Below are 19309 nucleotides of genomic sequence, written 5' to 3'. Positions count from 1 at the left end.
TCCAATGACTTGTTGAGATTTTGGTCTTGTAGACCTAGATCCCTCCGAATTGTTTAATTATCTACGGGTAACCGAATATATGTGGTGATAGAAACGAACAAATTCTTCATCTGCTCCCCGGATGGATGTCTGTGGATAAGTGAGAGCGAGATACGAGCCGGTGCGTCAATCTCTTACGAGGGAGAAAACATGAAGAAAGTCATGCACAAACGTATATCCAGCTGGTCACTGTTATCTATCGTGGCAGCAGCGGGCCTCATCGTTGCGGCAGCTCTTGCTTTGAATAAACCGATACCTGAGTATCTAGTCGCCAGCTCAGACTTACAGCCAGGTCAAAAGATCTCCATAACCCAACTATCGGCTCGCCCGATAAACCTAGGTGAGACCGGCTCTGCCTATTTGACCTTTAGTGATTTCAATGAAGGTTACGTCGCCACAGACTTTATTTCGAGGGGTGAGTTACTGCCGCGGAGGCAGCTCAGTCTGACTCAATCTCCGGGTATGACGACAATTGTCCTTACGCCCTCATTGGAAGTCAGTCCAAGCATTGAGCCTGGTTCTTGGGTTCAAATCTGGCGAACCATCGAGAGTTCTGAAGGTTTTCTGAGCGAGCGTTTGGTTGATAGATCACAAGTTGTTTCCTTGGGACAAGGGGAATCACTTGTATCAAGTTCCGAGTCGCAAATCGAAGTCTCTGTTTCCGAGGAGCAGTCTGCGATTATTCTGCAAACGATGTCGGCAGAACAAGACATTTTTGTGCTGGTTACGCTGTGATCGCGTCAGCTCCGAAAGCAAAAACAACTTTGCGTGAGTACTCAAATGATCTCGCTGCTGCCCGCTCAATAGCAGTTTGGGGCAGCGCTGGCAGTGGCAAAACTCTACTGGCTATAAATCTCGCATTTGAATTGGCTCAATTCGACAAACGAGTCCTGCTGGTAGACCTTGACATGAAGCGCCCTTCGATTTCAGCCTGGCTTGGACTGACGGAGGCGGGGCCAGGCATAACGGCCGCCCTGAGATTGGCCAAGTCCGACAGGTTATCAATAGAGGAACTTCAAAGACTTTGCGCTGAACTCAAATTTGCAGGATCTCATCTTGATGTGCTTCCGGGGTTATCGAGTCCGAGAAGATGGGGTGAAGTGACTCCTGAACTTCTGGACAACCTTGGTGACCTAATCGTTCAACACTACGATTTTGTAGTTTTCGATTTGAATGACGAGTTCAATCCCCTCAACCTCCAGCCTTGGGCCGACAAATCCCGTGGAGAAACAGTGACTTGGGCTATTGGGCGATCGGACTTGGTGCTTGCACCTTTTGTTGCTGATGCAGTCGGAGTGAATCGTTTCCTTTTTGATTGCCAACAGGCAGATTTTGAGTATTGGCCTATTGCGAACCGAGTTAGCACTAAAGCACTGGGGAATTCGGGGGTCAAGAAGTTGAGAGAAACCATAGAACTACTCACAAAAAAGCCTCTGAGGGCTGAGTTTCCGATGGATGCGGGAAGCTGCGAGACATCCATTGCTAAAGCGAGGCCCCTCATGCTCGAATCCCCTAATTCAAAATTGACCCTGGCAATTCGTTCGCTGGCCGGCGAGATAGCAGACCAGCACCACCCGCAGATAAACTCTCAAAGTGGTCAAACTTGAATCAAACGCCCAGCAGTGGCTGCGCTCTCTTCTTGCCGATTGGCAGTTGATAGCAGATTTAGCCTTCGGTGATTTGGTTTTGTGGGCTCCAAAGGCTGGCAAACTGCAAGCAACCGCACACGCCCGGCCCGCGGCGGCGGCCACGCTCTTCTATCGAGACATCACGGGCACGCCTGCGAGATTCGACTGGGATAAGGTCATCCAGGCTGCGTGGAACACTGGCGAGCCGGTGATTTCTGAAGAACCCTCAAACTTCGAAGGCGTCAAAACGAAGATTGATGCTTACCCTGTTTTTGCCCCCGATAAGAATCCTGACTCAAAGCCAATAGCGATTATCACTCGCCACACCAACTTGGGTGAGTCTCGTGTGCCAAATAAGCTGCAGCTAAATTTCGTGGCTTTGGGTAACAACCTGCTTCAGATGGTAAGCCAGGGTTCTTTCCCTATTCCGGAAGCCGGAAGCGACTCACGGCGCGGGGCTCCTCGCGCTAATGATGGTTTGGTCCGACTGGATCAAAGTGGAAGAGTTTTGTTTGCCAGCCCGAATGCTCTCTCTATGTTCAATCGAGCTGGAGTCGACGGGGATCTCGAGGGTCGAATGTTTGCCGAAAGCATCACGAATCTCAACCTGAGGCAAGATCTTCTCGATGAAGGTCTTCCCCTGATCCTCACCGCTAAGGGAGCCTGGCGAACCGACCTTGAGTTTGAAGACGTAACCATCGCCGTTCGCTCCATTCCGCTTTTCGAGGATGCCAAACGTCTAGGCGGCATGGTGCTATGTCGCGATGTGACCGAGTTGCGCGTTCGAGAACGAGAACTTCTGACAAAAGATATGACCATTCGCGAAATTCACCACCGAGTGAAGAACAACCTTCAGACCGTGGCGTCACTGCTTAGAATCCAGTCGCGCCAGAGTGATTCTGCAGAAGTGAAAGAGTCACTTGCCCAGGCTATGCGTCGCGTTGCCGCTATCGCAGTGGTTCACGACGTGCTCTCTGAGGGAATCGATCAAGAAATCTCCTTCGACCAGATTTTCAAGCGCATCCTTTTGCTGGTTCCTGAAATCGCCGGTTATCACACCACCGTAAAGACAGAGTTTTTAGGCAGTTTTGGAGAGCTAACCGCAGAGCGTTCAACACCGCTCGCTCTCGTGCTAACCGAGGTTGTGGCTAACGCCGTGGAGCACGGTCTCTCAGACCGAAGCGGAACAGTTCAGGTGGAGGCGACCCGAGACAAAAAGACCATGCTAATTACCGTTACAGACGATGGTTCCGGCTTAGCCGAAGGCAAGGTTGGGTCGGGTCTCGGCACTCAGATCATTCGCACGCTGGTTGAGTCAGAGCTTCGCGGAAAAATCCTTTGGACATCGCCAATTCGTGGCGGCACCAAGGTAACTATCGAGTTGCCGATTTAGCTATCTAGGCTCGCAAGTATTTGAGAGACAGCATCCTGAGGTGATAAACCTTGCGGAAACTGTGGTGCTAGCCCGGAGATTGCGCGGGTGGCAAGACCGGTTTCGGTGTGGCCCAAAAGGTCGCTAACCACCTTGATGCCGCTTCGTCGCCATTCCCTAGCCACTGCCGTTAGAAAGCCATGCATTGCCATCTTCGATGCCGAGTAGCTGGACATCGATGGAAGTGGCATTTGAGCAACGACTCCGGTGACGTTGACCACAAAGGCAGACTCTGCTGCTGCCAGGTTAGGCTGCAGAGCAACCAGTAGATCTCTCGGACCTCGGTAATTCACCTGCAACAAGCGTGCATCGATTTCAGAGGGAGTCTCAATTGACAAACCGAATGCAACCAAGCCGGCAGACACGATGACTCCATCGAGCTTCACCGCGGAGTTCAAGTAGCTAGCCAGAGTGGCAATTGACTCAGCACTTTCAAGATTCAGGAGAAGTTTCTGAACTGCCTGGTCGGGAATATTCGCCGCCGATTCGTTACTGGTCGCGGTACCGTAAACATTTGCCCCGCCAGCAATTAGAACTGAGGCAAACTCTTTTCCAAGACCGCCAGATGCACCAACGATCAAAACATTTTTTCCCGAAAAATTCATAAATGGTCCAACACTTGGGAAGCGTTGGTTATTTCCAGGTGGCCAAGTTCTTGAAAGCTAATTTGCTATGTACAAGCGGTATCTTTTAGTCATGCAGCTAATCGGAATTTGGGCAGTCATTGCCGCAACCCTGGGGCCAATTCAAAACATCTTGGGCTGGGGTATTTCCGGCGCACTCTGGCCAGGGTATGACCCAATCGCTAAAACCATCAGCGACCTAGCTGCCGATGATTCGCCGGTGAAATGGATTCAGTCCAGTTTTTTCCTATTTGGATCACTGCTAACCCTGATTGGAGCGTGGAGCGCTAAAGCCTTTGCGCTGCCGGGACGCATTGCACTTGGCCTAGCCGGTATCGCAGGTTTGGGATACACCTTTTACGCTACCCCTTCGCAGATTTCTTACTCGGAGGAGCACCGCTTCTATGCCACCATCGCGTTCATTCTTTTCTCGGCTTGGCCAATCTTGGCGATGCGCTTTGATAAGCGATACCACTGGGCACTCAGGCCAGTTGGTGCGATAAGCGCGTCTATCGCGATGGGCCTGACAACGCTTTGGTTCCTGCTCACTTGGCTAGAGCCTGGTCAGCCGATTGTTGGCCTTTCCGAGCGAGTGATCGCAGTAATGCAGGTGCTCTGGCTGTCATTTGCAATCTGGGCACAGTATCTGCACCAGCAAAAGGCTAAAGATACAAATCCAGCCTCGAGAAAATAAGCTTTCGTAGCGAAGAGACGCTTCCAGAGAGTGCTTTGAGGTCTACGGCATCCAAGAACATCGAAATCGACTGATCTGGATATTCCAAAAGCACGCATGGTTCGCGCCCCGCTGAAGCCTTAAGCTCCCGATCGTTTCGCTCATTTAAGTGAATCATCTTGATGGCAATACCGTGTTCTTTGAGTAGCTCTTGCTCTAGCTGCTTGAACGCGGACGTCTTCTTTACCGGCGAGTGAGAAATATCACACAGGCTGCAGCTTCGGACTCCAATTAGATGCCCAAAGAAGTAAGAGAGCTCGCCAATAACGCCACCGTCGGCTTTATAGATGCCGATAAGAGTTGCACGAGTTTCAGTCACGTCTTTCCGAACCTAAAAAAGTTGGTGATTCTTCCAAATAATTCGCTTTTAGAGCGCTTTCGGAGGGCATACTTTTCGTTATGACAAATTTAGAACGACCAGAAGTCGAACCAATGTTGGAGCCAGCCCCAAATGAGCTGACTATGAAAGACATCGTCGTAGGCGATGGTGCGGAAGCCCCAGCGGGTGCAACCGTTGAGGTTCACTACCTCGGTGTTGACTACGAGTCTGGTGAAGAGTTTGACTCTTCATGGGGTCGCGGCGAATCAATCAATTTCCCACTGCAAAGACTTATCAAGGGTTGGCAGGAAGGTATTCCTGGCATGAAGGTCGGCGGTCGCAGAATGCTGATCTGCCCACCGGAAATGGCCTACGGACTTGCAGGCGGTGGCCACTCACTATCGGGTCGCACCTTGGTGTTTGTTATTGATCTTCTGGGCGTGAACTAACTCAAGTTAGGTTCGGCCATTCCTTAGGGCATTATTGACCCATGGCCATGTTCTCTGAAGCACCGCGTGATTTCACCGCGGCGGATATTCCAAAGCCCGAAATCATCGATGCGAAAAGCGTACCGAGCTATCGCTGGGGCTTTATCGGTGCAGGAGACATCGCCGAGGTGATGGCTGGGACACTTGCCAAACACACAAATCAGCGAGTGGTTGCTGTTGGCTCTAAGACGCCAGGTAAAGCAAAAGCATTCGCGGAGCGCTTTGGCATTGAGCGCCACTATGACAACTACCTAGATTTAGCCAATGATCCTGAAGTGAACATCGTCTACATCGCGACCTTGCCACACACCCACCTGGCCGATGCACGTCTCGCAATTCGCGCGGGCAAGCACGTTCTGATTGAAAAGCCTTCGACGCTGACTGCCAAGGACACTGAGGCGCTGTATTCGGAGGCAAAGGCCGCTGGCGTTCTCGCCATGGAGGCAATGTGGAGTAGATACCTCCCGCAAGCCTCAATCATTCGCCAGATGCTTGCGAAAGGCACCCTAGGTGAAATTACGCTGTTGCAGGCGGACTTCGGCCAAGACAATCGTGAGATCGCAAGGTTGTGGCTAAAAGACTCGTCGATTGTCATGGACATGGGTATCTACCCAATTTCGTTCTCGCAGATGGTCCTCGGCTCACCCTCACGCATTATTGCGGGCGGCAAGATGCACAACGAAAACGTTGAAGCCATGGCAGCAGCCATCCTGGAATACGATTCCGGAGCCCGTGCGGTGCTCACAACCTCTGGGCACTCACACGTCCCAACCACGGCATCGATATCTGGCGATGAAGGTGTCCTGGTCTTGGATGGACCATTCTTCGTCCCGACGTCACTAGAGCTGCGACCCGCGCTTTTCAATTCGCACGGACCGCGCTGGAGCGATGAATCAGGTGTGGTTGGACATGAGGGCTTGAGCCACCAGGCAAACTACATGGCTAAATTCATCCACGAGGGGTTGCTGGAATCACCGCTTCACACTCACGCTGAGGTCGTTGAAGGAATTCGTATCGGCGAAGAGATTCGCCGCCAGGTTGGTGTTACTTACCCCTGAGGGTAAAACTAAAAATGCACCCCCTTACGGAGGTGCATTTTGTTTGTAGGCCCCGTCGGGCTCGAACCGACGACTATTAGTCGGTTGAGGAATGGTTGTTTTGGTCGAAGATGAGCGCTAATTCCTGTCCGGCTAGAGCCAGCCATCGTTCCGCTTCACCCATCGCGCTATCGAGAGTTGGGGCGAGTGTCTCCAGCACACGAATCTGAGGAAAGTGCGTCTGTGCGTCCTCGACCGCTCCTGCCACCAACCATGCCGGGATGTTGGCAGCATTAGCCATTCCCAGGAGCACTCCGACCGCTTTGCCAGCCAGCGATTGGGAATCAAAACGCCCCTCACCCAGAATCACGAGATCGGCTGAGGCAATGAGAGCGCCGACTCCAAGCATGTCCGCGACTGTCTGCGCTCCCGGGCGAATCGTTCCGCCCAACGCGAGCAGACCGAACGCAGCACCTCCGGCAGCACCCGCACCCGGAGTCTCGGGGTCGAGCTCTGGAAAACAGCGCCCAAATGAGACGAGACGCTCGTCCATTAGTGAAACCTGTTGTGCTGTTGCGCCTTTTTGCGGCCCGAAAATTCGCGCGGCCCCGTGCGGACCATGCAGAGGATTGGTCACATCGGTAAGGATTGTTATCGTCGTCGACGGTGGAAGTTTCGCGACCGATTGATCTACCGTTGCCACGTCCCCCAGGCCAAGGTTGCCGTCAGCGACGTCGATCCCGTTTTCATCGAGCAATCGCACTCCGAGTTCGACCAAAATTCCGGCACCCCCGTCTGTGGATCCGCTTCCACCCAGAGCAACGATGATGTGCCTGCATCCAGCACGAACCGCTGCTTTGATGGCGATCCCGACGCGTCGTGTTGATGCGGTTTCGGGTGATTCCGTGCCGGTGTAGCCGAGTCCGCAGATTCGGGCCAACTCGACAACGGCTCTACCATCGCCAAGATTCAACCATTCAATGGGCGGTTCTGCTCCGTTGCTGAGCACGACCTCAAGTGTTGAATGCGGCATGACAGCGCGGTAACAGTCGAGCGTTCCTTCGCCGCCGTCGGCGAACGGGACTGTCAGGAGGTTGTCCATCGGACGTGCCGACTGCCATCCTTGTGAAAACGCGGCAACGGCGTCAACTGCAGAACAGGTGCCTTTGAAAGAGTCCAAGACGACGGCGATTCGCGCCATTACGGCCTAGAACCATTTGGAAACGCATAATTCGTGGAACAACGTTCCAATTCGAATGTCTGAAACCGCATTTCTTTCCCTAGATTTCGGCGAATAATTCACTTTGTTTTTTTGTCTGCCGCTTTTCCAAGAGCTTCAATCGCATCAAGAATGGCGTTTAATCCCATTTCAAAAAAATTGGTTGTTTTTCTAGTCTATGAGCCTGACTATCTTTGGGCGACTGCCTGAAAAAGAAAAGAACCCCTTCGGCGAGGAAGGGGTTCTTGTAGGCCCCGTCGGGCTCGAACCGACGACCCACGGATTAAAAGTCCGTTGCTCTACCGACTGAGCTAGAGGCCCTAACGAGAAAGAAGTGTAACAGCCGCCGACCAAGAGTTGGTCGGCGGCTGTCAGAACTGCTTTTTAGAGCTTGCCAGGGTTAGCTGGGTCGCGGTCATCTAGACCCCAAGGCTGGCCGTACTCGCCCGCCAGTAGGTCCAAGAATGGCTTAGCGTCAAACTCCTCTGGGCCCTTGACTCCGGTCCCCGACCAAACCCCAGTGGCCAAAAGCTCCAGTGAGATAACTGGAACCAAAGCGGTCTGCCAAACCACGGCTTGAGAGCCGTAGTTTGCGTTCGTCCACTCGGTGTCACAGACGTGGTAGAGGTAGGTGGCGCGCGGCTTACCATCTGGTCCAGTTCCGGTAACCAAAGTTCCAGCACAGGTCTTTCCGATCATGCGATCTGCAAGTGATCCAGGATCTGGTAATACGGCAGCAACGACATCTCTTGGGGCAACGCTTGCACGGCCGTCTTTGGTTCGCACTGAGACAGGGTTTACCGAGTCCAGGCCAAGTACATGCAGGGTCTGCAGCACGTTGATGAACTCGGTGCCTAGACCGTACTTGAATGCAACGCGCTTGGCTTTTAGGGTGCGAGGAAGCATGTTCACTTCTTCGTGCTCAACGTTCACACACTCAACTGCACCAATGCCACCAGGGAACTCGAATACTTCTGGTTCGCTAAATGGTGGGGTGGTGAACCAGCCTTTGTCCTTCTCCCATAAAAGCGGTGGGTTTAGGCACTCCTCGATAACGGTCCAGATTGAGAAAGATGGGGCGAAGATTTCTTCTCCCGCATCGTTTTTCACAACGAGATTGCCACCGTCCATGATCTTGATCTCATCGACCTCTTGGAACAGGTGGTCCTGCGCATAGCGAGCGAAGATGTTTGAGATTCCAGGCTCGGCACCGGTTCCGATAAGTGCCAAAAGGCCCTTATCTGAATACTGCTTGGTGCGGTCATACTGCCAGTCGCCCAGCTTCTCGGCCGGGGTATTGAATGGATCAGTTGGGTGAGTGTGACTGAGGCTCATCGCCATGTCCATGTAGTTCGCCCCAGCATCCAGTGCACCTTCGAAGATGCTCTGCACGAACTTTGGCTCAACGGCATTCATGACGTGAGTGATTTGGTGCTTGCGAGCTAGCTCTGCGACATTTGCAGGGTTAGACGCATCCACCTTGTCGGCGACAAACTTTGCCGCGACGGACGCATCGCGGTTGGCTGCAACCCAAGCCACAGATTTCTCAGCACGGCTTAGGTCGTAGTCGGTGACCACGATTTTTTCAAAGAAATTACGATTAGCAGCAATTTTGACGATGGCATCGCCAACACCGCCTGCTCCAACGAGCAAGATGCGCATTGATTCACAACCAGACGTTGACCGATTTGTATTAGGCCCAGTCCTTGCCCTCATTCACCAGTAGGCGCAAAGCCGAAATGGCGTCACGTTGTAACCGCGCCTTCACCGAAGTGAACTACCCAATCAGTATGCCACTACCAAATCGTTTTATGGCTTAGTCGAGCTGGCGAATTGGAACTACCAGAGGAGTCTTTCCAACCGGGTCTTCAATTACTCTCGCGAGAATGTGGAAGGCAGCAGCGAGGTTATTGGGGGTAATCACTTCTTTTGCGGTTCCCTGGTCGACAATCTTGCCGTCTTTGAGAATGACCACCTTGTCGGCAAAACGAGCAGCAAGGTTCAGGTCGTGAACCACAGCAACGATTGTCATACCGCGCTCACGCTTGAGGGAGGACAGCAAGTTGATCACCTGTAGCTGGTGTGAGTAATCCAGCGAGTTAGTTGGCTCATCGAGTAGCAGCACCTCAGGATTTTTTACCAGTGCAGCTGCAATCAATGCCACCTGGCGAGAACCGCTAGAAAGCTCACCGAGTTTCTTTTTGGAAAGCTGAGTCAAACCGGTGCGCTCCAAAATAACCTGGATCTCTTGGTTCAGCCGCGGAGAGACTCTCGAAATCTGCTGCGAGTTCATTGCGCTTCTGGCTACCAGCTCAAAAACTGTTTCGTTCGAACGAGCCGCCGGCATGGCACCCAATAGACCTATCTTTAGGTCAAGTTCCTGGCGGCTGAGAGCATTGATGGATACCCCATCGAGCAGCACCGCTCCCTGGGACGTCTTTATCTTGCGAGCCAGCGCTTTAAGAAGCGAACTCTTGCCAGCACCATTTGCACCAATGACTGCGGTGATGGTTCCACTTGGCAAACTGAGATCAAGATTCTCTATCACCTGATCCGCAGCGTAGCCGGCACTAAGCGCCTGAGCGGCCAGCTTATTCTTGGGATCAAACATGGCTAAAGCTTACTTTTAGGACCAGTTAGAAGTTGAAAGCAAAAGCTAATGGATATGTGGCTCTAGTTCGAACTTTTCCTTTTTGGAAGGCCACTCAACTATGAGCATGGCACCAAGCATCAAGGCCCCACCCAATGTCACCGCTATTGTCACTGGCTCTTGACCCGCAGCGATCGCAATTAGAGCGGTGAAGACAACCTCGCTGGTCATAATCAGCGCAGCACGAGATGCATCCATCAAAGTCTGCGCCCAGGTCTGGATCCAGAATGCAGCTGCGGTCGAAAGCACCGCCGTGAAGATGATTGCCACCCAGACATCGGAGGTTGGCGGCGGTTGGTAACCATCGGTTAGGGCGAAGCCCCAGCAGGTAAGGGCAACCGCCGCGATCTGCACCATCGCAAAACGATAGGCATTGCGGCCGTGGCCATACTTGCCCAAAAATAGAATGTGGAGACCATACAAAATTGCGCAGGCCACCAACCAGAGCTGGCCGATTTGGAAATCAAGTGATGTTGCCGCTCCGGAGAAAACCGCCAGGCCAATCGCCGATAAAAGCGCACCGAGCGCCAGCTTCTTAGAAACTTTCCTGCGGTAAATCAGCCAGGCCAGTACCGGCGTGAAGATTACATAGAGGCCGGTGAGAAAGCCGCTGGTGGCAGCTGTGGTTAGTTCCAAACCAATAGTCTGGGTTATGTAACCAAATGCTAAAATTACACCGAGCGCTAGACCGAATTTGATGTCACCCTTTTCAAAACGGCTGGAGATTTTCGGGCGAAACACAAACATCGCCACCGCTGCCAAGGTAAAACGCACAGCCAAAAAGTCCATGTAAGGCTGCTGCTCGATCGCATCCTTCATCAGCACAAAAGACACGCCCCAGGTGAAGCACACCCCGAGTAGGGCAATAACTGCAAGGCGAATTCGGGTCATGTTGCCAAAGTCTAACTAAGTTGTTAGCTGGATATATCGCTAAGCGAGCAGCGCTCAACGCCAACCACCTTTGGCTTAGCCGAGAGCGTGATTCTCAAAACTAAAAACTCAGCGGGGGACAGGGTCGACCCCGCTTCAATATCTTTGCGAAGTTCTTTTGGTGCCATGGCTGCAAATGGAGCCAAGATGCTTGGCAGGGCTGGGCGATGGGAGCAGATAAGTCCGGATTTGCTGGTGCCCAGAAGGTCATGTACGACAGCCTGGGTGCGAACCGGGCGTTTTTTGTTTCCAAGCTCAGTGAGCTGGTGACGCTCGATAAGTTTTTGCTTGCGCTTTTCCGCATAAGGATTGATTGTGTCGTGACATCGAACCCAGGGGCTGGTTACCAGGCGCTTTGGGCCATAGGCCGCAATAAGCGGAATTAGGGCTGTTGCCTGCTGCTTACCCTCTGGCAACAGTGGACGCTTGGCCTCCTCGCCCTTCCATTCGGAACGAACGGTGGCTTTGGCGTGCCTAAGGATAATCAGAGCTTTAGTCTCGAGCTCTTTTGCCTTGTGGAGCTGGATGACCTGCTGCATAAGGTTTTGATCGTGTTCGTAGCTCAAAAGTGTCAAAGCCTCTTTGGCTGGGACCCACTCAACCTTGGCAATTTCTTTGTTAGGCAAAAACTTTTGCTTAGCGATTGCTGTTGCTGTGACTTTAGAGGCCCAATAGTGAACCTCTTTATCAAGCCCTTCGCCAACTTGATAGTTGATCACTCCAAGTTTTCGCCCGAGCCGAACCTTGAAACCGGACTCTTCCAAAACTTCTCGAACCGCGGTCTGGGGGAGCTGCTCACCTGGATCGATCTTGCCCTTTGGGAATCCCCAGTCCTTATAGACCTCACGGTGCACCAGGGCTACTTCTAGCTTTCCGTCTTGCTCACGCCAGCAAACAACACCTGCGGCATAAATTGTCACTAACGGCTGCGCTTTCGCTCCAGCGTGCGCTGCATCAAAACATCCTGCATGTCACTCAGTTTCTCGCCAAGGACATTGTGAGTCTCGCGTGACCAAGCACCGTTTGCTTTGAGCTCCCAAACCGCAACCGATTCGCTCATGCCAAGGTCGAAGATCTCCTGAAGCTGGCGAATCTGATCGGACTGAGTGATCTTGACCAAGGCTTCGACTCGACGATCTAGATTGCGGTGCATCATGTCTGCGCTGCCGATATAGATGTCTGGGTCACCTGCATTATCGAAGGCAATTATTCGGCTGTGCTCGAGGTAGCGTCCAAGTACCGAGTGAACCTTGATGTGATCGGAGAGCCCCGGCACTCCTGGACGAAGAGCGCACATTCCTCGAACCAAAACCTCAACTGTTACGCCAGCTTTAGATGCGCGGTATAGCTCATCGATGATTTGCTCATCAACCAGGGAGTTCATCTTGAGGCGAATGCGACCTGCCTTGCCAGCTTGCTGGTGAGCAATCTCTCTACGAATGCGCTCGGTTAGTCCCTGCCGGACGCCATTTGGCGAAACCAGAAGGCTGTTGTATTGCGGAGCTTGGGTGTGTCCAGAGAGCTGGTTAAAAAGTTTGGTGAGGTCTTCACCAACCGCAGGGCGGCTGGTTAGTAGGCCAAGGTCCTCATAAAAACGGGCAGTCTTAGGGTTGTAGTTTCCAGTTCCGATGTGGCAGTAGCGGCGGAGAGTGGAGCCTTCCTGACGAATGACCAGGGAGAGCTTGCAGTGGGTCTTGAGGCCAACGATTCCGTAAACCACGTGAACACCCGCCGCCTCGAGCTTGCGAGCCCAAGCGATGTTGTTCTGCTCATCGAATCTGGCTTTGATTTCAACCAGAGCCAAAACCTGCTTGCCGGCCTCTGCGGCATCAATCAGCGCATCAACAATTGGCGAGTCACCGCTGGTGCGATAGAGAGTCTGCTTGATGGCCAAAACCTGCGGATCAGCAGCAGCCTGCTCCAAAAAAGCCTGCGTGCTGGTTGCGAAAGTTTCGTATGGGTGGTGAACCAAAATCTCGCGCTCGCGAATGGCCGCAAAGATGTCCGCGGCTTCATCTGGATCAGATTCCAAGTAACGGTTGGTGGTGATTTGGTGTGGTTCAAAATGAAGCTCTGGTCTCTTCATGAACGCGATGGCGCTGAGACTCTTGAGGTCTAATGGCTCGGCAAGATGGTAAACATCGCTCGCCTCGACATCCAACTCGCGCTGCAAAAGGTTCAGCACCTGCTGGTCGATGTCCTCTGCCACCTCGAGCCTGACCGGAGGGCCAAAGCGTCGACGAAGCAACTCTTTCTCGAGTTGAATCAGCAGGTTTTCACCCTCATCCTCATCAACCTCTAGGTCTTCGTTTCGGGTGACGCGGAAGTTGTGGTGCTGAAGCACCTCCATGCCCGGGAATAGCTCCGACAGGAATGCGCCCATCACGTCTTCTAGCGGAACAAAACGATTGGTTGAACCTGGCACCGGCACAAAGCGAGGTAGAAGTGGCGGGACCTTCACGCGAGCAAAGTGCTCCATGCGGTTAGTTGGGTTGCGCAGCACCACAGCAAGATTTAGTGACAATCCAGAGATGTAGGGAAATGGGTGAGCCGGATCTACCGCCAGCGGTGTGAGAACAGGGAACACCTGCTCCTGGAAATACTGCTCCAGGCCGGAACGCTCTTGTTGGTCAAGGGCGGACCAGTTCTCAATCTGGACGCCGTTCACGGCCAGTTCCGGACCAATTTTGTCTCTAAATAGCGCAGCGTGACGGGCCTGAAGGTCCTTGGTCTTAGCTGATATTTGAGCTAGCACGTCGCGAGGATCGAGCCCCGAGGCTGAGTTCACCGCAATTCCAGTTGCGATTCGGCGCTTAAGCGATGCGACTCGAACCATAAAGAATTCATCCAAGTTGGAGGCAAAAATGCTTAGAAAGTTCACGCGTTCTAAAAGTGGTACCGACTCATCTTCTGCTAGCTCCAAGACCCTGCGGTTGAAATCCAACCAGCTCAATTCGCGGTCTAGAAATCTGTCCGCAGGCAAATCCGGCTGGGACTCTGGGAGAAAAATCGATGTGGTCTCTTCTGACATGTTCTCTATCTTGGCAGTTCTGGGTTAGCGGAAGGTTAACTATTCGCTTCCGTGACCCTGCGGATCGAGTCGGTAACCGACGTTTCGAACCGTTCCAATTAGAGATTCGTGCTCTCCCAGTTTGGCCCTGAGTCTTCTGACGTGAACATCGACAGTTCTTGTGCCACCAAAGTAGTCGTAGCCCCATACCTCGCTAAGTAGCTGCTCTCTAGTGAACACTCGGTTTGGGTTTTCGTTTAGGTATCGCAAAAGTTCAAACTCTTTGAAGGTTAGATCCAGCGTGCGACCTGAGATCTTTGCGGTGTAGCTGGTTTCGTCGATGCTTAGACCCGAGTTATTCTCGGCCTGCTCGATTGTCTTTTGGCTCAGGGTAGATGCCAGTCGAATTCGAACGTCTACCTCACCCAGGGATGCCGAATCAAAGATAAAGTCCGTGAGGCCCCAGTCCGCATTCACGGCAGCCAGCGACGCTTCAGTAACCACCAGCACCAAAGGTTTGGACCAGCTAGCAGCAAGCAGGATGCGCGCCATAGCTTTGGCATTGGCTAAATCTGTCCGGCAATCCAACAGGGTGATGTCGTGCCTTGGTGCAGAAACTAATTGGGATGCATCAAAGCCGATTTGCACTACCTGGTGACCGAGGATTTCGAGCTGTGGAAGTGGGTTTTCGCGCGCGGGGCTGATTGCCAAAACAACAGCCATCGGCCCACCCTTCGCTTTGCAAAATGATACCGAGGATTCGCACCCCACACAGATAGAGTTCTTTTGTGACTAAGCAGTGGCTGCAGATAATCCTGATCTGGATCGGTGTATTGGCAGCTTCGCTGTATGCGATGACATTCCCAGAACTTGATTTTCGCTTTTTAGTCTTTTCGTCAATTGCGGCCGCAGCCATTGCGGTGGTGAGCATCGAGCACCTCATTTCCTCGAGGGCTAAGGACACCGTGAGGCAGCAGGTATACGTCTCCGCCGGCACGATTGTGATCTTGGGAACCATGACTGTTATGTCTTTGCTGAGTTAGACTTATCGCATGCTTTTGGCCATAGAAATTTTCTTTACCGGACTGTTGGTGCTGGCTTCCTTGGCGATTGCCGGAGTCTCAGCTCTTGTTCTATTCAAGCTATTCAAGGGGCAGCGCTAATTTGTTCGTCATCCCCGATGACCTTCCTATTGAGCTAACCCCGTTCACATTCCTACTGGGTAGCTGGCGCGGCACTGGCGTAATTAGTTACCCAATTGGTGACGCACCAGTAAAAGAAATTGAATTCAGCCAAACCATGAGCTTTATGCCGGTTGGTTCACGTTTGGAGTTTCGCTCGGACGTCACCGACCTTGCGGGCAACCCAATCTCTCATGAACGTGGCTTTTGGGCACTATCAAGACCATTCTCAGCATCAGATTCCGGACCTGGACTTCTGCCAGGTGATGGCACCCCGCTGCTAACGGTCCGCGAAGATCTTGAACTCTGGCGAAACTCAAGCGGTGGATTCGACATTGAAGCGCTAATCATCCAGCCAGCTCAAGTGGCAGAGCTTTACTTCGGTCACATCAAGGGCGCGCGCGTTGACATTGCAACCGATGCGGTTTTGCGTTCACCAAATGCCAAGGACTATGCCGCAGGGCATCGCATGTTCGGGTTGGTTGAAGGTGCACTGATGTGGGCCTGGGACATGGCCGCTCACGGCCAGCCGCTAAAGTCTCACGCTTCCGCGCGACTTGAGCGCCATGACTAAGCACTTTGGTAATCCGCTAAACGAACAGCGCTTATTGCTTCAGGGCAAAGCAGTCATAAAGCGCATTGACCAGCAGGTGCTATCGCTAACTGGTGAAGATGCTTTGAGCTGGCTGCACTCGATTACCTCGCAAAACATCAAGAACCTAACCCTGGGTGAATCAACCGAAACTTTGGTGCTTAGCCCAAATGGCCACATCGAGCACCAGATCAAGGTCATAGCCTCTGAGGCCGGACTGTATTTGATCGTGAATGCGCAAAAAGCTCAGGCGCTTGTTCTTTGGCTAAATCAAATGCGCTTTCGCTCCAAGGTGGTAATCACTGAAAGCGACCTAGTGGTTTGGGGATGCTTTGCGGATCTTGCACTGAGCGATTTGGTTTGGGTCGATGGCTTCGATAGTGAACCTAAGGGCTCGGTTCGCTACGCCCTGCAGGTTGAAAGCTTCCCGTATCGGGAGTATTTACTGGCCCCTGAGGTCGTGCCGGAGTTAGCTGAGGCTGGGCTATTCGCCTTTGAAGCGTTGCGAATCGCTGCCGGTAGGCCAGAGATCACCGATGTCGATGAGCGATCGCTTCCGCACGAATTTGACTGGTTGGCACCTGCTGTGCACATGAGTAAAGGTTGCTACCGAGGTCAGGAGACCGTCGCAAAGGTTCACAACCTAGGTCACCCTCCGCGTCGCTTGGTGGTCTTGAACCTGGAGGTCGGAGACACGCTAGCCAACCCAGGCGAAGAGATTTTCTACCAGGGCAAGCTGGTCGGCAAAGTTCTAGCGGGCGGTCTGCACTATGAATCTGGCTCTTTGGCTCTTGGCCTGGTAAGCCGAAATACTCCGTATCTTGATCTTGAGGTTTGCAATATGACTGCCTCGCAGCGGGTGCTGGTGCCGGCTGATGCCGGCAAGGCAGCCAACCTGCCTCGCCCAAGTGCATTCAAGCTCAGCGGTAAGAAGTGACCGGGTTTATCTCCAACGCACTATCGCGAGTCAGAGACTCGCTGTGGCAAATCATGCAGTTGGTGCTCGCCGCCACAGTCGCCTACCTAATCGCTCGGTTTGGACTTGGACACCCGGTTCCGCTTTTGTCGGTGACTGTTGCAATCTCCTCACTGGGATTTGCTCGTGACACTAGACCTGGGCGAGTAGCAACAACAGCACTTGCGATGGTTATGGGGGTTGTTCTCAGCGAATCTAGCTTGGCGTTATTCGGTTCTGGGGCACTGCAGCTCACCGCAGTGATCTTGCTGGCCTTGCTGTTGGCGAGACTAATTTCTCCAAACCCTGCTTTTGCCATCACTGTTGCAATACAAGCGGTATTGGTTCAACTATTAGAAGCCCCAACCGGTGGAGATTTTGCCAGGGTGCTAGATGGCGTAATTGGTGGGTTGGTGGCTCTTGCTTTCACCGCTCTGGTGCCAAGAAATCCAATTCGATTGGCAAGAGCGGACTCCAGGTTGCTATTTGCAACCGTAAAAGAGACTTTGGCTAAGTTGAGAGAGGTTCTACTCACATCCGACAAGGCAACCGCAGATATTGCGCTTGAAAACATTCGTCAAACTCAGCCGCTGGTGGATAACTGGCGCAGCTCTCTCGAGTCGGCAGCTGCAATTGCAAAGGTCTCACCTTTTTACCGCTGGGCTCAAAAAGAGATTGCCGACCAGAGAGTTCTTTTCCTAGGGCTTGATCTTGCAACCAGAAACCTTCGAGTGATAACCAGGCGAATTGACTTTTTACTTGAGGATCAAAAACCAAGACCGGAACTTGCGGCCGTAATTGCAAAAACTTTGATTGCGGTTGACCTTTTGGAGCAGAGTCTTGACGACTTCTCGCTGCGCGCTAAGGCGCAGAAGTATTTGTCGAAGCTGATTCGACAGCTAGATCCAAAGACCATTGGCGATGCAGGTTTGAGCGACCAGGTGGTGTTTATGCAAATCAGGCCAATGGTTGTGGATTTGGCAATTGCCGCAGGGGTCGAGGCCGACCAGGCTCGAAGGCTGCTTCCCCAAGTTGACTAAACTTGGGGTCATGACTTACAACCTAATTTTGCTTCGCCACGGCAACAGCGTTTGGAACCAGAAAAACCTATTCACCGGATGGGTGGATGTTGACCTAAGCGACCAAGGTCGCGAAGAGGCTAAGCGCGCAGGAGAGCTATTGGGTGAGTCGGGACTAACTCCAGATGTGCTTTACACCTCGATGCTAAAGCGTGCCATAAATACCGCACACATCGCATTGGACCAAATTGACCGCAATTGGATTCCAACCTTGCGCAACTGGCGGCTAAACGAGCGTCACTACGGTTCACTTCAAGGCTTGGACAAGGCAGAGACTCTAGAAAAGTATGGCGCTGACCTGTTCCAGACTTGGCGCAGAAGCTTCGATGTTCCTCCTCCAGCAATTGAGGATGACAATAAATACTCTCAGGTTGGGGATGCAAGATATGCAGACCTAGGTGACAACGTGCCTCGCACCGAGTGCCTAAAGGATGTTCTAGTTCGAATGATGCCTTACTGGGAGTCAGACATTTCTGGTTCCCTGAAGGCCGGCAAGACCGTTTTGGTGACCGCACACGGTAACTCTTTGCGCGCACTGGTGAAGCACCTTGATGGCGTTAGCGACGAGGAAATTGCAGAGCTCAATATCCCAACCGGCATACCACTTCTTTACAAGTTGGATCAGAACCTCAAGCCGCTTACTCGTGGTGGGGAATACCTTGACCCTGAGGCAGCTGCCGCAGGTGCTGCAGCGGTAGCTAACCAGGGTAAGAAGTAAAAACTACTTAGTCTTGCCACTCGCCGGTCTGCAAGAAGCTGACCTTTGAGGAAATGTCTACGACGTGGTCTGCGAATCGCTCGAAGTAGCGAGAAGCCAATGTCACGTCAACGGTGTACATGGCATTCTCTTTCCACTCTGGGCTTAGAACAACATCGAACACCTTGCGGTGTAGGCGGTCAACGGCCTCGTCACGAGCCTGAATCTCGCGAACCAAATCCAAATCGGTGTTCTGCAAAAGCTTGATTGCTTTGCCTATAAGTTCTAGGTCAATGCGAGCCATATCCTCGAAGGTCTGTCTCAGTGAGGTTGGAATTGCGCTACCTGGATAGCGGTAGCGGGCAATCGCTGCGACGTGAGAGGAAAGCGATCCCATTCGCTCAAGCGATGCAGACATGCGAAGTGCTGAAACCAGAATTCTCAAGTCGCGAGCAACTGGGCTCTGGGTCGACAAAACCTTGATTACTAGCTCATCAAGGTCAAGAGCCTTGGTCTCATTGGTTCCGGCTAGGGCGAGAGCCTCATCTGCCAAAGTGACATCAGAGTTTAGGAACGCTCGCGATGCTTTATCCATGATCGACTGCGCGTTTTCCGCAAGACCGATTAGTCGAGACTGGACATCTGCCAATTCATTTTGAAAAATACCGTGCATCTTGATACCTCGAAATCTGTGTAG

21 protein-coding genes and 1 tRNA gene are annotated in these 19309 nt (G+C 52.6%); 11 read left to right on the top strand and 11 right to left on the bottom strand.

The features are described from left to right. Positions 1-189 precede the first annotated feature (189 nt). The 3 genes from AC128V_RS00205 to AC128V_RS00195 are packed head-to-tail and all read left to right on the top strand — an operon-like array spanning position 190 to position 3060. Positions 190-774 (top strand): SAF domain-containing protein, encoded by a 585-nt coding sequence (locus tag AC128V_RS00205; protein ID WP_482762667.1) that lies wholly within the window; start codon positions 190-192, stop codon positions 772-774. Beyond that, entirely contained in the window at positions 771-1646 is an 876-nt protein-coding gene (locus AC128V_RS00200) for a CpaE/TadZ family protein (RefSeq protein ID WP_482762666.1), read from the top strand. The genes AC128V_RS00205 and AC128V_RS00200 overlap by 4 nt, the downstream gene beginning before the upstream one ends. Continuing rightward, positions 1633-3060, top strand: a complete 1428-nt coding sequence (locus tag AC128V_RS00195; RefSeq protein WP_482762665.1) for a histidine kinase N-terminal domain-containing protein — start codon at positions 1633-1635, stop codon at positions 3058-3060. Before AC128V_RS00200 ends, AC128V_RS00195 begins: the two co-directional genes overlap by 14 nt. Here AC128V_RS00195 and AC128V_RS00190 read toward each other — a convergent pair. Then, complete coding sequence (locus AC128V_RS00190; RefSeq protein ID WP_482762664.1) at positions 3057-3704, bottom strand: SDR family NAD(P)-dependent oxidoreductase; 648 nt, start codon at positions 3702-3704, stop codon at positions 3057-3059. The genes AC128V_RS00195 and AC128V_RS00190 overlap by 4 nt on opposite strands. 91 nt (positions 3705-3795) lie before the next feature. Between AC128V_RS00190 and AC128V_RS00185 the strand changes: the two genes are divergently transcribed. Next, entirely contained in the window at positions 3796-4416 is a 621-nt protein-coding gene (locus tag AC128V_RS00185) for a DUF998 domain-containing protein (protein ID WP_482762663.1), read from the top strand. Here the strand turns inward: AC128V_RS00185 and AC128V_RS00180 are convergent. After that, positions 4385-4774 carry a hypothetical protein gene (locus AC128V_RS00180; protein WP_482762662.1) on the bottom strand — a complete coding sequence of 130 codons (390 nt, stop codon included), beginning with the start codon at positions 4772-4774 and terminating at the stop codon, positions 4385-4387. The two genes, AC128V_RS00185 and AC128V_RS00180, sit on opposite strands and share 32 nt — an antisense overlap. A gap of 80 nt (positions 4775-4854) precedes the next feature. Between AC128V_RS00180 and AC128V_RS00175 the strand changes: the two genes are divergently transcribed. Both AC128V_RS00175 and AC128V_RS00170 read left to right on the top strand, forming a co-directional pair. Continuing rightward, complete coding sequence (locus AC128V_RS00175) at positions 4855-5223, top strand: FKBP-type peptidyl-prolyl cis-trans isomerase (protein ID WP_482762661.1); 369 nt, start codon at positions 4855-4857, stop codon at positions 5221-5223. Positions 5224-5264: 41 nt separating this feature from the next. Further along, complete coding sequence (locus AC128V_RS00170; protein ID WP_482762660.1) at positions 5265-6320, top strand: Gfo/Idh/MocA family protein; 1056 nt, start codon at positions 5265-5267, stop codon at positions 6318-6320. A gap of 76 nt (positions 6321-6396) precedes the next feature. Here the strand turns inward: AC128V_RS00170 and AC128V_RS00165 are convergent, their stop codons facing one another. The 8 genes from AC128V_RS00165 to AC128V_RS00130 form a co-directional block, all read right to left on the bottom strand. Continuing rightward, a complete protein-coding gene (locus AC128V_RS00165) occupies positions 6397-7500 on the bottom strand; it encodes a glycerate kinase (protein WP_482762659.1) in 1104 nt (367 codons plus the stop codon). 266 nt (positions 7501-7766) lie between these two features. Next, a tRNA-Lys gene (locus tag AC128V_RS00160) sits at positions 7767-7839 on the bottom strand. A gap of 63 nt (positions 7840-7902) precedes the next feature. After that, the gene (locus AC128V_RS00155) at positions 7903-9180 is read right to left on the bottom strand and encodes a saccharopine dehydrogenase family protein (RefSeq protein WP_482762658.1); all 1278 of its coding nucleotides are present in this window, start codon (positions 9178-9180) and stop codon (positions 7903-7905) included. Between the two features lie 154 nt (positions 9181-9334). Further along, on the bottom strand, positions 9335-10129 hold the full coding sequence (locus AC128V_RS00150; RefSeq protein ID WP_482762657.1) for an ABC transporter ATP-binding protein: 795 nt from the start codon (positions 10127-10129) through the stop codon (positions 9335-9337). 45 nt (positions 10130-10174) lie between these two features. Beyond that, positions 10175-11059 carry a DMT family transporter gene (locus AC128V_RS00145; protein ID WP_482762656.1) on the bottom strand — a complete coding sequence of 295 codons (885 nt, stop codon included), beginning with the start codon at positions 11057-11059 and terminating at the stop codon, positions 10175-10177. A 23-nt stretch (positions 11060-11082) separates the two neighbouring features. Further along, positions 11083-12018, bottom strand: a complete 936-nt coding sequence (locus AC128V_RS00140; RefSeq protein ID WP_482762655.1) for an NUDIX hydrolase — start codon at positions 12016-12018, stop codon at positions 11083-11085. After that, positions 12018-14129 carry an RNA degradosome polyphosphate kinase gene (locus AC128V_RS00135; protein ID WP_482762654.1) on the bottom strand — a complete coding sequence of 704 codons (2112 nt, stop codon included), beginning with the start codon at positions 14127-14129 and terminating at the stop codon, positions 12018-12020. Before AC128V_RS00135 ends, AC128V_RS00140 begins: the two co-directional genes overlap by 1 nt. Before the next feature lie 39 nt (positions 14130-14168). Further along, positions 14169-14831 (bottom strand): winged helix-turn-helix transcriptional regulator, encoded by a 663-nt coding sequence (locus AC128V_RS00130; protein WP_482762653.1) that lies wholly within the window; start codon positions 14829-14831, stop codon positions 14169-14171. A gap of 65 nt (positions 14832-14896) precedes the next feature. Between AC128V_RS00130 and AC128V_RS00125 the strand changes: the two genes are divergently transcribed. From AC128V_RS00125 to AC128V_RS00105, 5 genes are all read left to right on the top strand, one after another. Next, positions 14897-15151, top strand: a complete 255-nt coding sequence (locus AC128V_RS00125; protein WP_482762652.1) for a hypothetical protein — start codon at positions 14897-14899, stop codon at positions 15149-15151. 121 nt (positions 15152-15272) lie between these two features. Beyond that, positions 15273-15863 (top strand): heme-binding beta-barrel domain-containing protein, encoded by a 591-nt coding sequence (locus tag AC128V_RS00120; protein ID WP_482762651.1) that lies wholly within the window; start codon positions 15273-15275, stop codon positions 15861-15863. After that, positions 15856-16818 carry a CAF17-like 4Fe-4S cluster assembly/insertion protein YgfZ gene (gene ygfZ / locus AC128V_RS00115; RefSeq protein ID WP_482762650.1) on the top strand — a complete coding sequence of 321 codons (963 nt, stop codon included), beginning with the start codon at positions 15856-15858 and terminating at the stop codon, positions 16816-16818. Before AC128V_RS00120 ends, ygfZ begins: the two co-directional genes overlap by 8 nt. Next, positions 16815-17876, top strand: coding sequence for an FUSC family protein (locus AC128V_RS00110; RefSeq protein WP_482762649.1), 1062 nt, complete (start codon positions 16815-16817; stop codon positions 17874-17876). Before ygfZ ends, AC128V_RS00110 begins: the two co-directional genes overlap by 4 nt. A gap of 10 nt (positions 17877-17886) precedes the next feature. Beyond that, positions 17887-18633 carry a phosphoglyceromutase gene (locus AC128V_RS00105; protein WP_482762648.1) on the top strand — a complete coding sequence of 249 codons (747 nt, stop codon included), beginning with the start codon at positions 17887-17889 and terminating at the stop codon, positions 18631-18633. A gap of 7 nt (positions 18634-18640) precedes the next feature. On the opposite strand, the gene phoU is transcribed toward AC128V_RS00105, so the two are convergent. After that, on the bottom strand, positions 18641-19285 hold the full coding sequence (phoU, locus tag AC128V_RS00100; protein ID WP_482762647.1) for a phosphate signaling complex protein PhoU: 645 nt from the start codon (positions 19283-19285) through the stop codon (positions 18641-18643). Positions 19286-19309 lie beyond the last annotated feature (24 nt).

The sequence above is a fragment of the Aquiluna sp. genome (assembly GCF_965064355.1).
Note: the sequence above shows the minus strand (reverse complement) of the source record. Positions and strands in the feature narration are given on the sequence as shown.

Bases quoted from the DNA above. Each gene is read 5' to 3' on its own strand.
- AC128V_RS00130 (WP_482762653.1), bottom strand. From the start codon at position 14,831: ATGGCTGTTGTTTTGGCAATCAGCCCCGCGCGCGAAAACCCACTTCCA.
- AC128V_RS00170 (WP_482762660.1), top strand. From the start codon at position 5,265: ATGGCCATGTTCTCTGAAGCACCGCGTGATTTCACCGCGGCGGATATT.
- AC128V_RS00155 (WP_482762658.1), bottom strand. From the start codon at position 9,180: ATGCGCATCTTGCTCGTTGGAGCAGGCGGTGTTGGCGATGCCATCGTC.
- phoU (WP_482762647.1), bottom strand. From the start codon at position 19,285: ATGCACGGTATTTTTCAAAATGAATTGGCAGATGTCCAGTCTCGACTA.
- AC128V_RS00145 (WP_482762656.1), bottom strand. From the start codon at position 11,059: ATGACCCGAATTCGCCTTGCAGTTATTGCCCTACTCGGGGTGTGCTTC.
- AC128V_RS00190 (WP_482762664.1), bottom strand. From the start codon at position 3,704: ATGAATTTTTCGGGAAAAAATGTTTTGATCGTTGGTGCATCTGGCGGT.
- AC128V_RS00135 (WP_482762654.1), bottom strand. From the start codon at position 14,129: ATGTCAGAAGAGACCACATCGATTTTTCTCCCAGAGTCCCAGCCGGAT.
- AC128V_RS00105 (WP_482762648.1), top strand. From the start codon at position 17,887: ATGACTTACAACCTAATTTTGCTTCGCCACGGCAACAGCGTTTGGAAC.
- AC128V_RS00205 (WP_482762667.1), top strand. From the start codon at position 190: ATGAAGAAAGTCATGCACAAACGTATATCCAGCTGGTCACTGTTATCT.
- AC128V_RS00185 (WP_482762663.1), top strand. From the start codon at position 3,796: ATGCAGCTAATCGGAATTTGGGCAGTCATTGCCGCAACCCTGGGGCCA.
- AC128V_RS00175 (WP_482762661.1), top strand. From the start codon at position 4,855: ATGACAAATTTAGAACGACCAGAAGTCGAACCAATGTTGGAGCCAGCC.
- ygfZ (WP_482762650.1), top strand. From the start codon at position 15,856: ATGACTAAGCACTTTGGTAATCCGCTAAACGAACAGCGCTTATTGCTT.
- AC128V_RS00165 (WP_482762659.1), bottom strand. From the start codon at position 7,500: ATGGCGCGAATCGCCGTCGTCTTGGACTCTTTCAAAGGCACCTGTTCT.
- AC128V_RS00150 (WP_482762657.1), bottom strand. From the start codon at position 10,129: ATGTTTGATCCCAAGAATAAGCTGGCCGCTCAGGCGCTTAGTGCCGGC.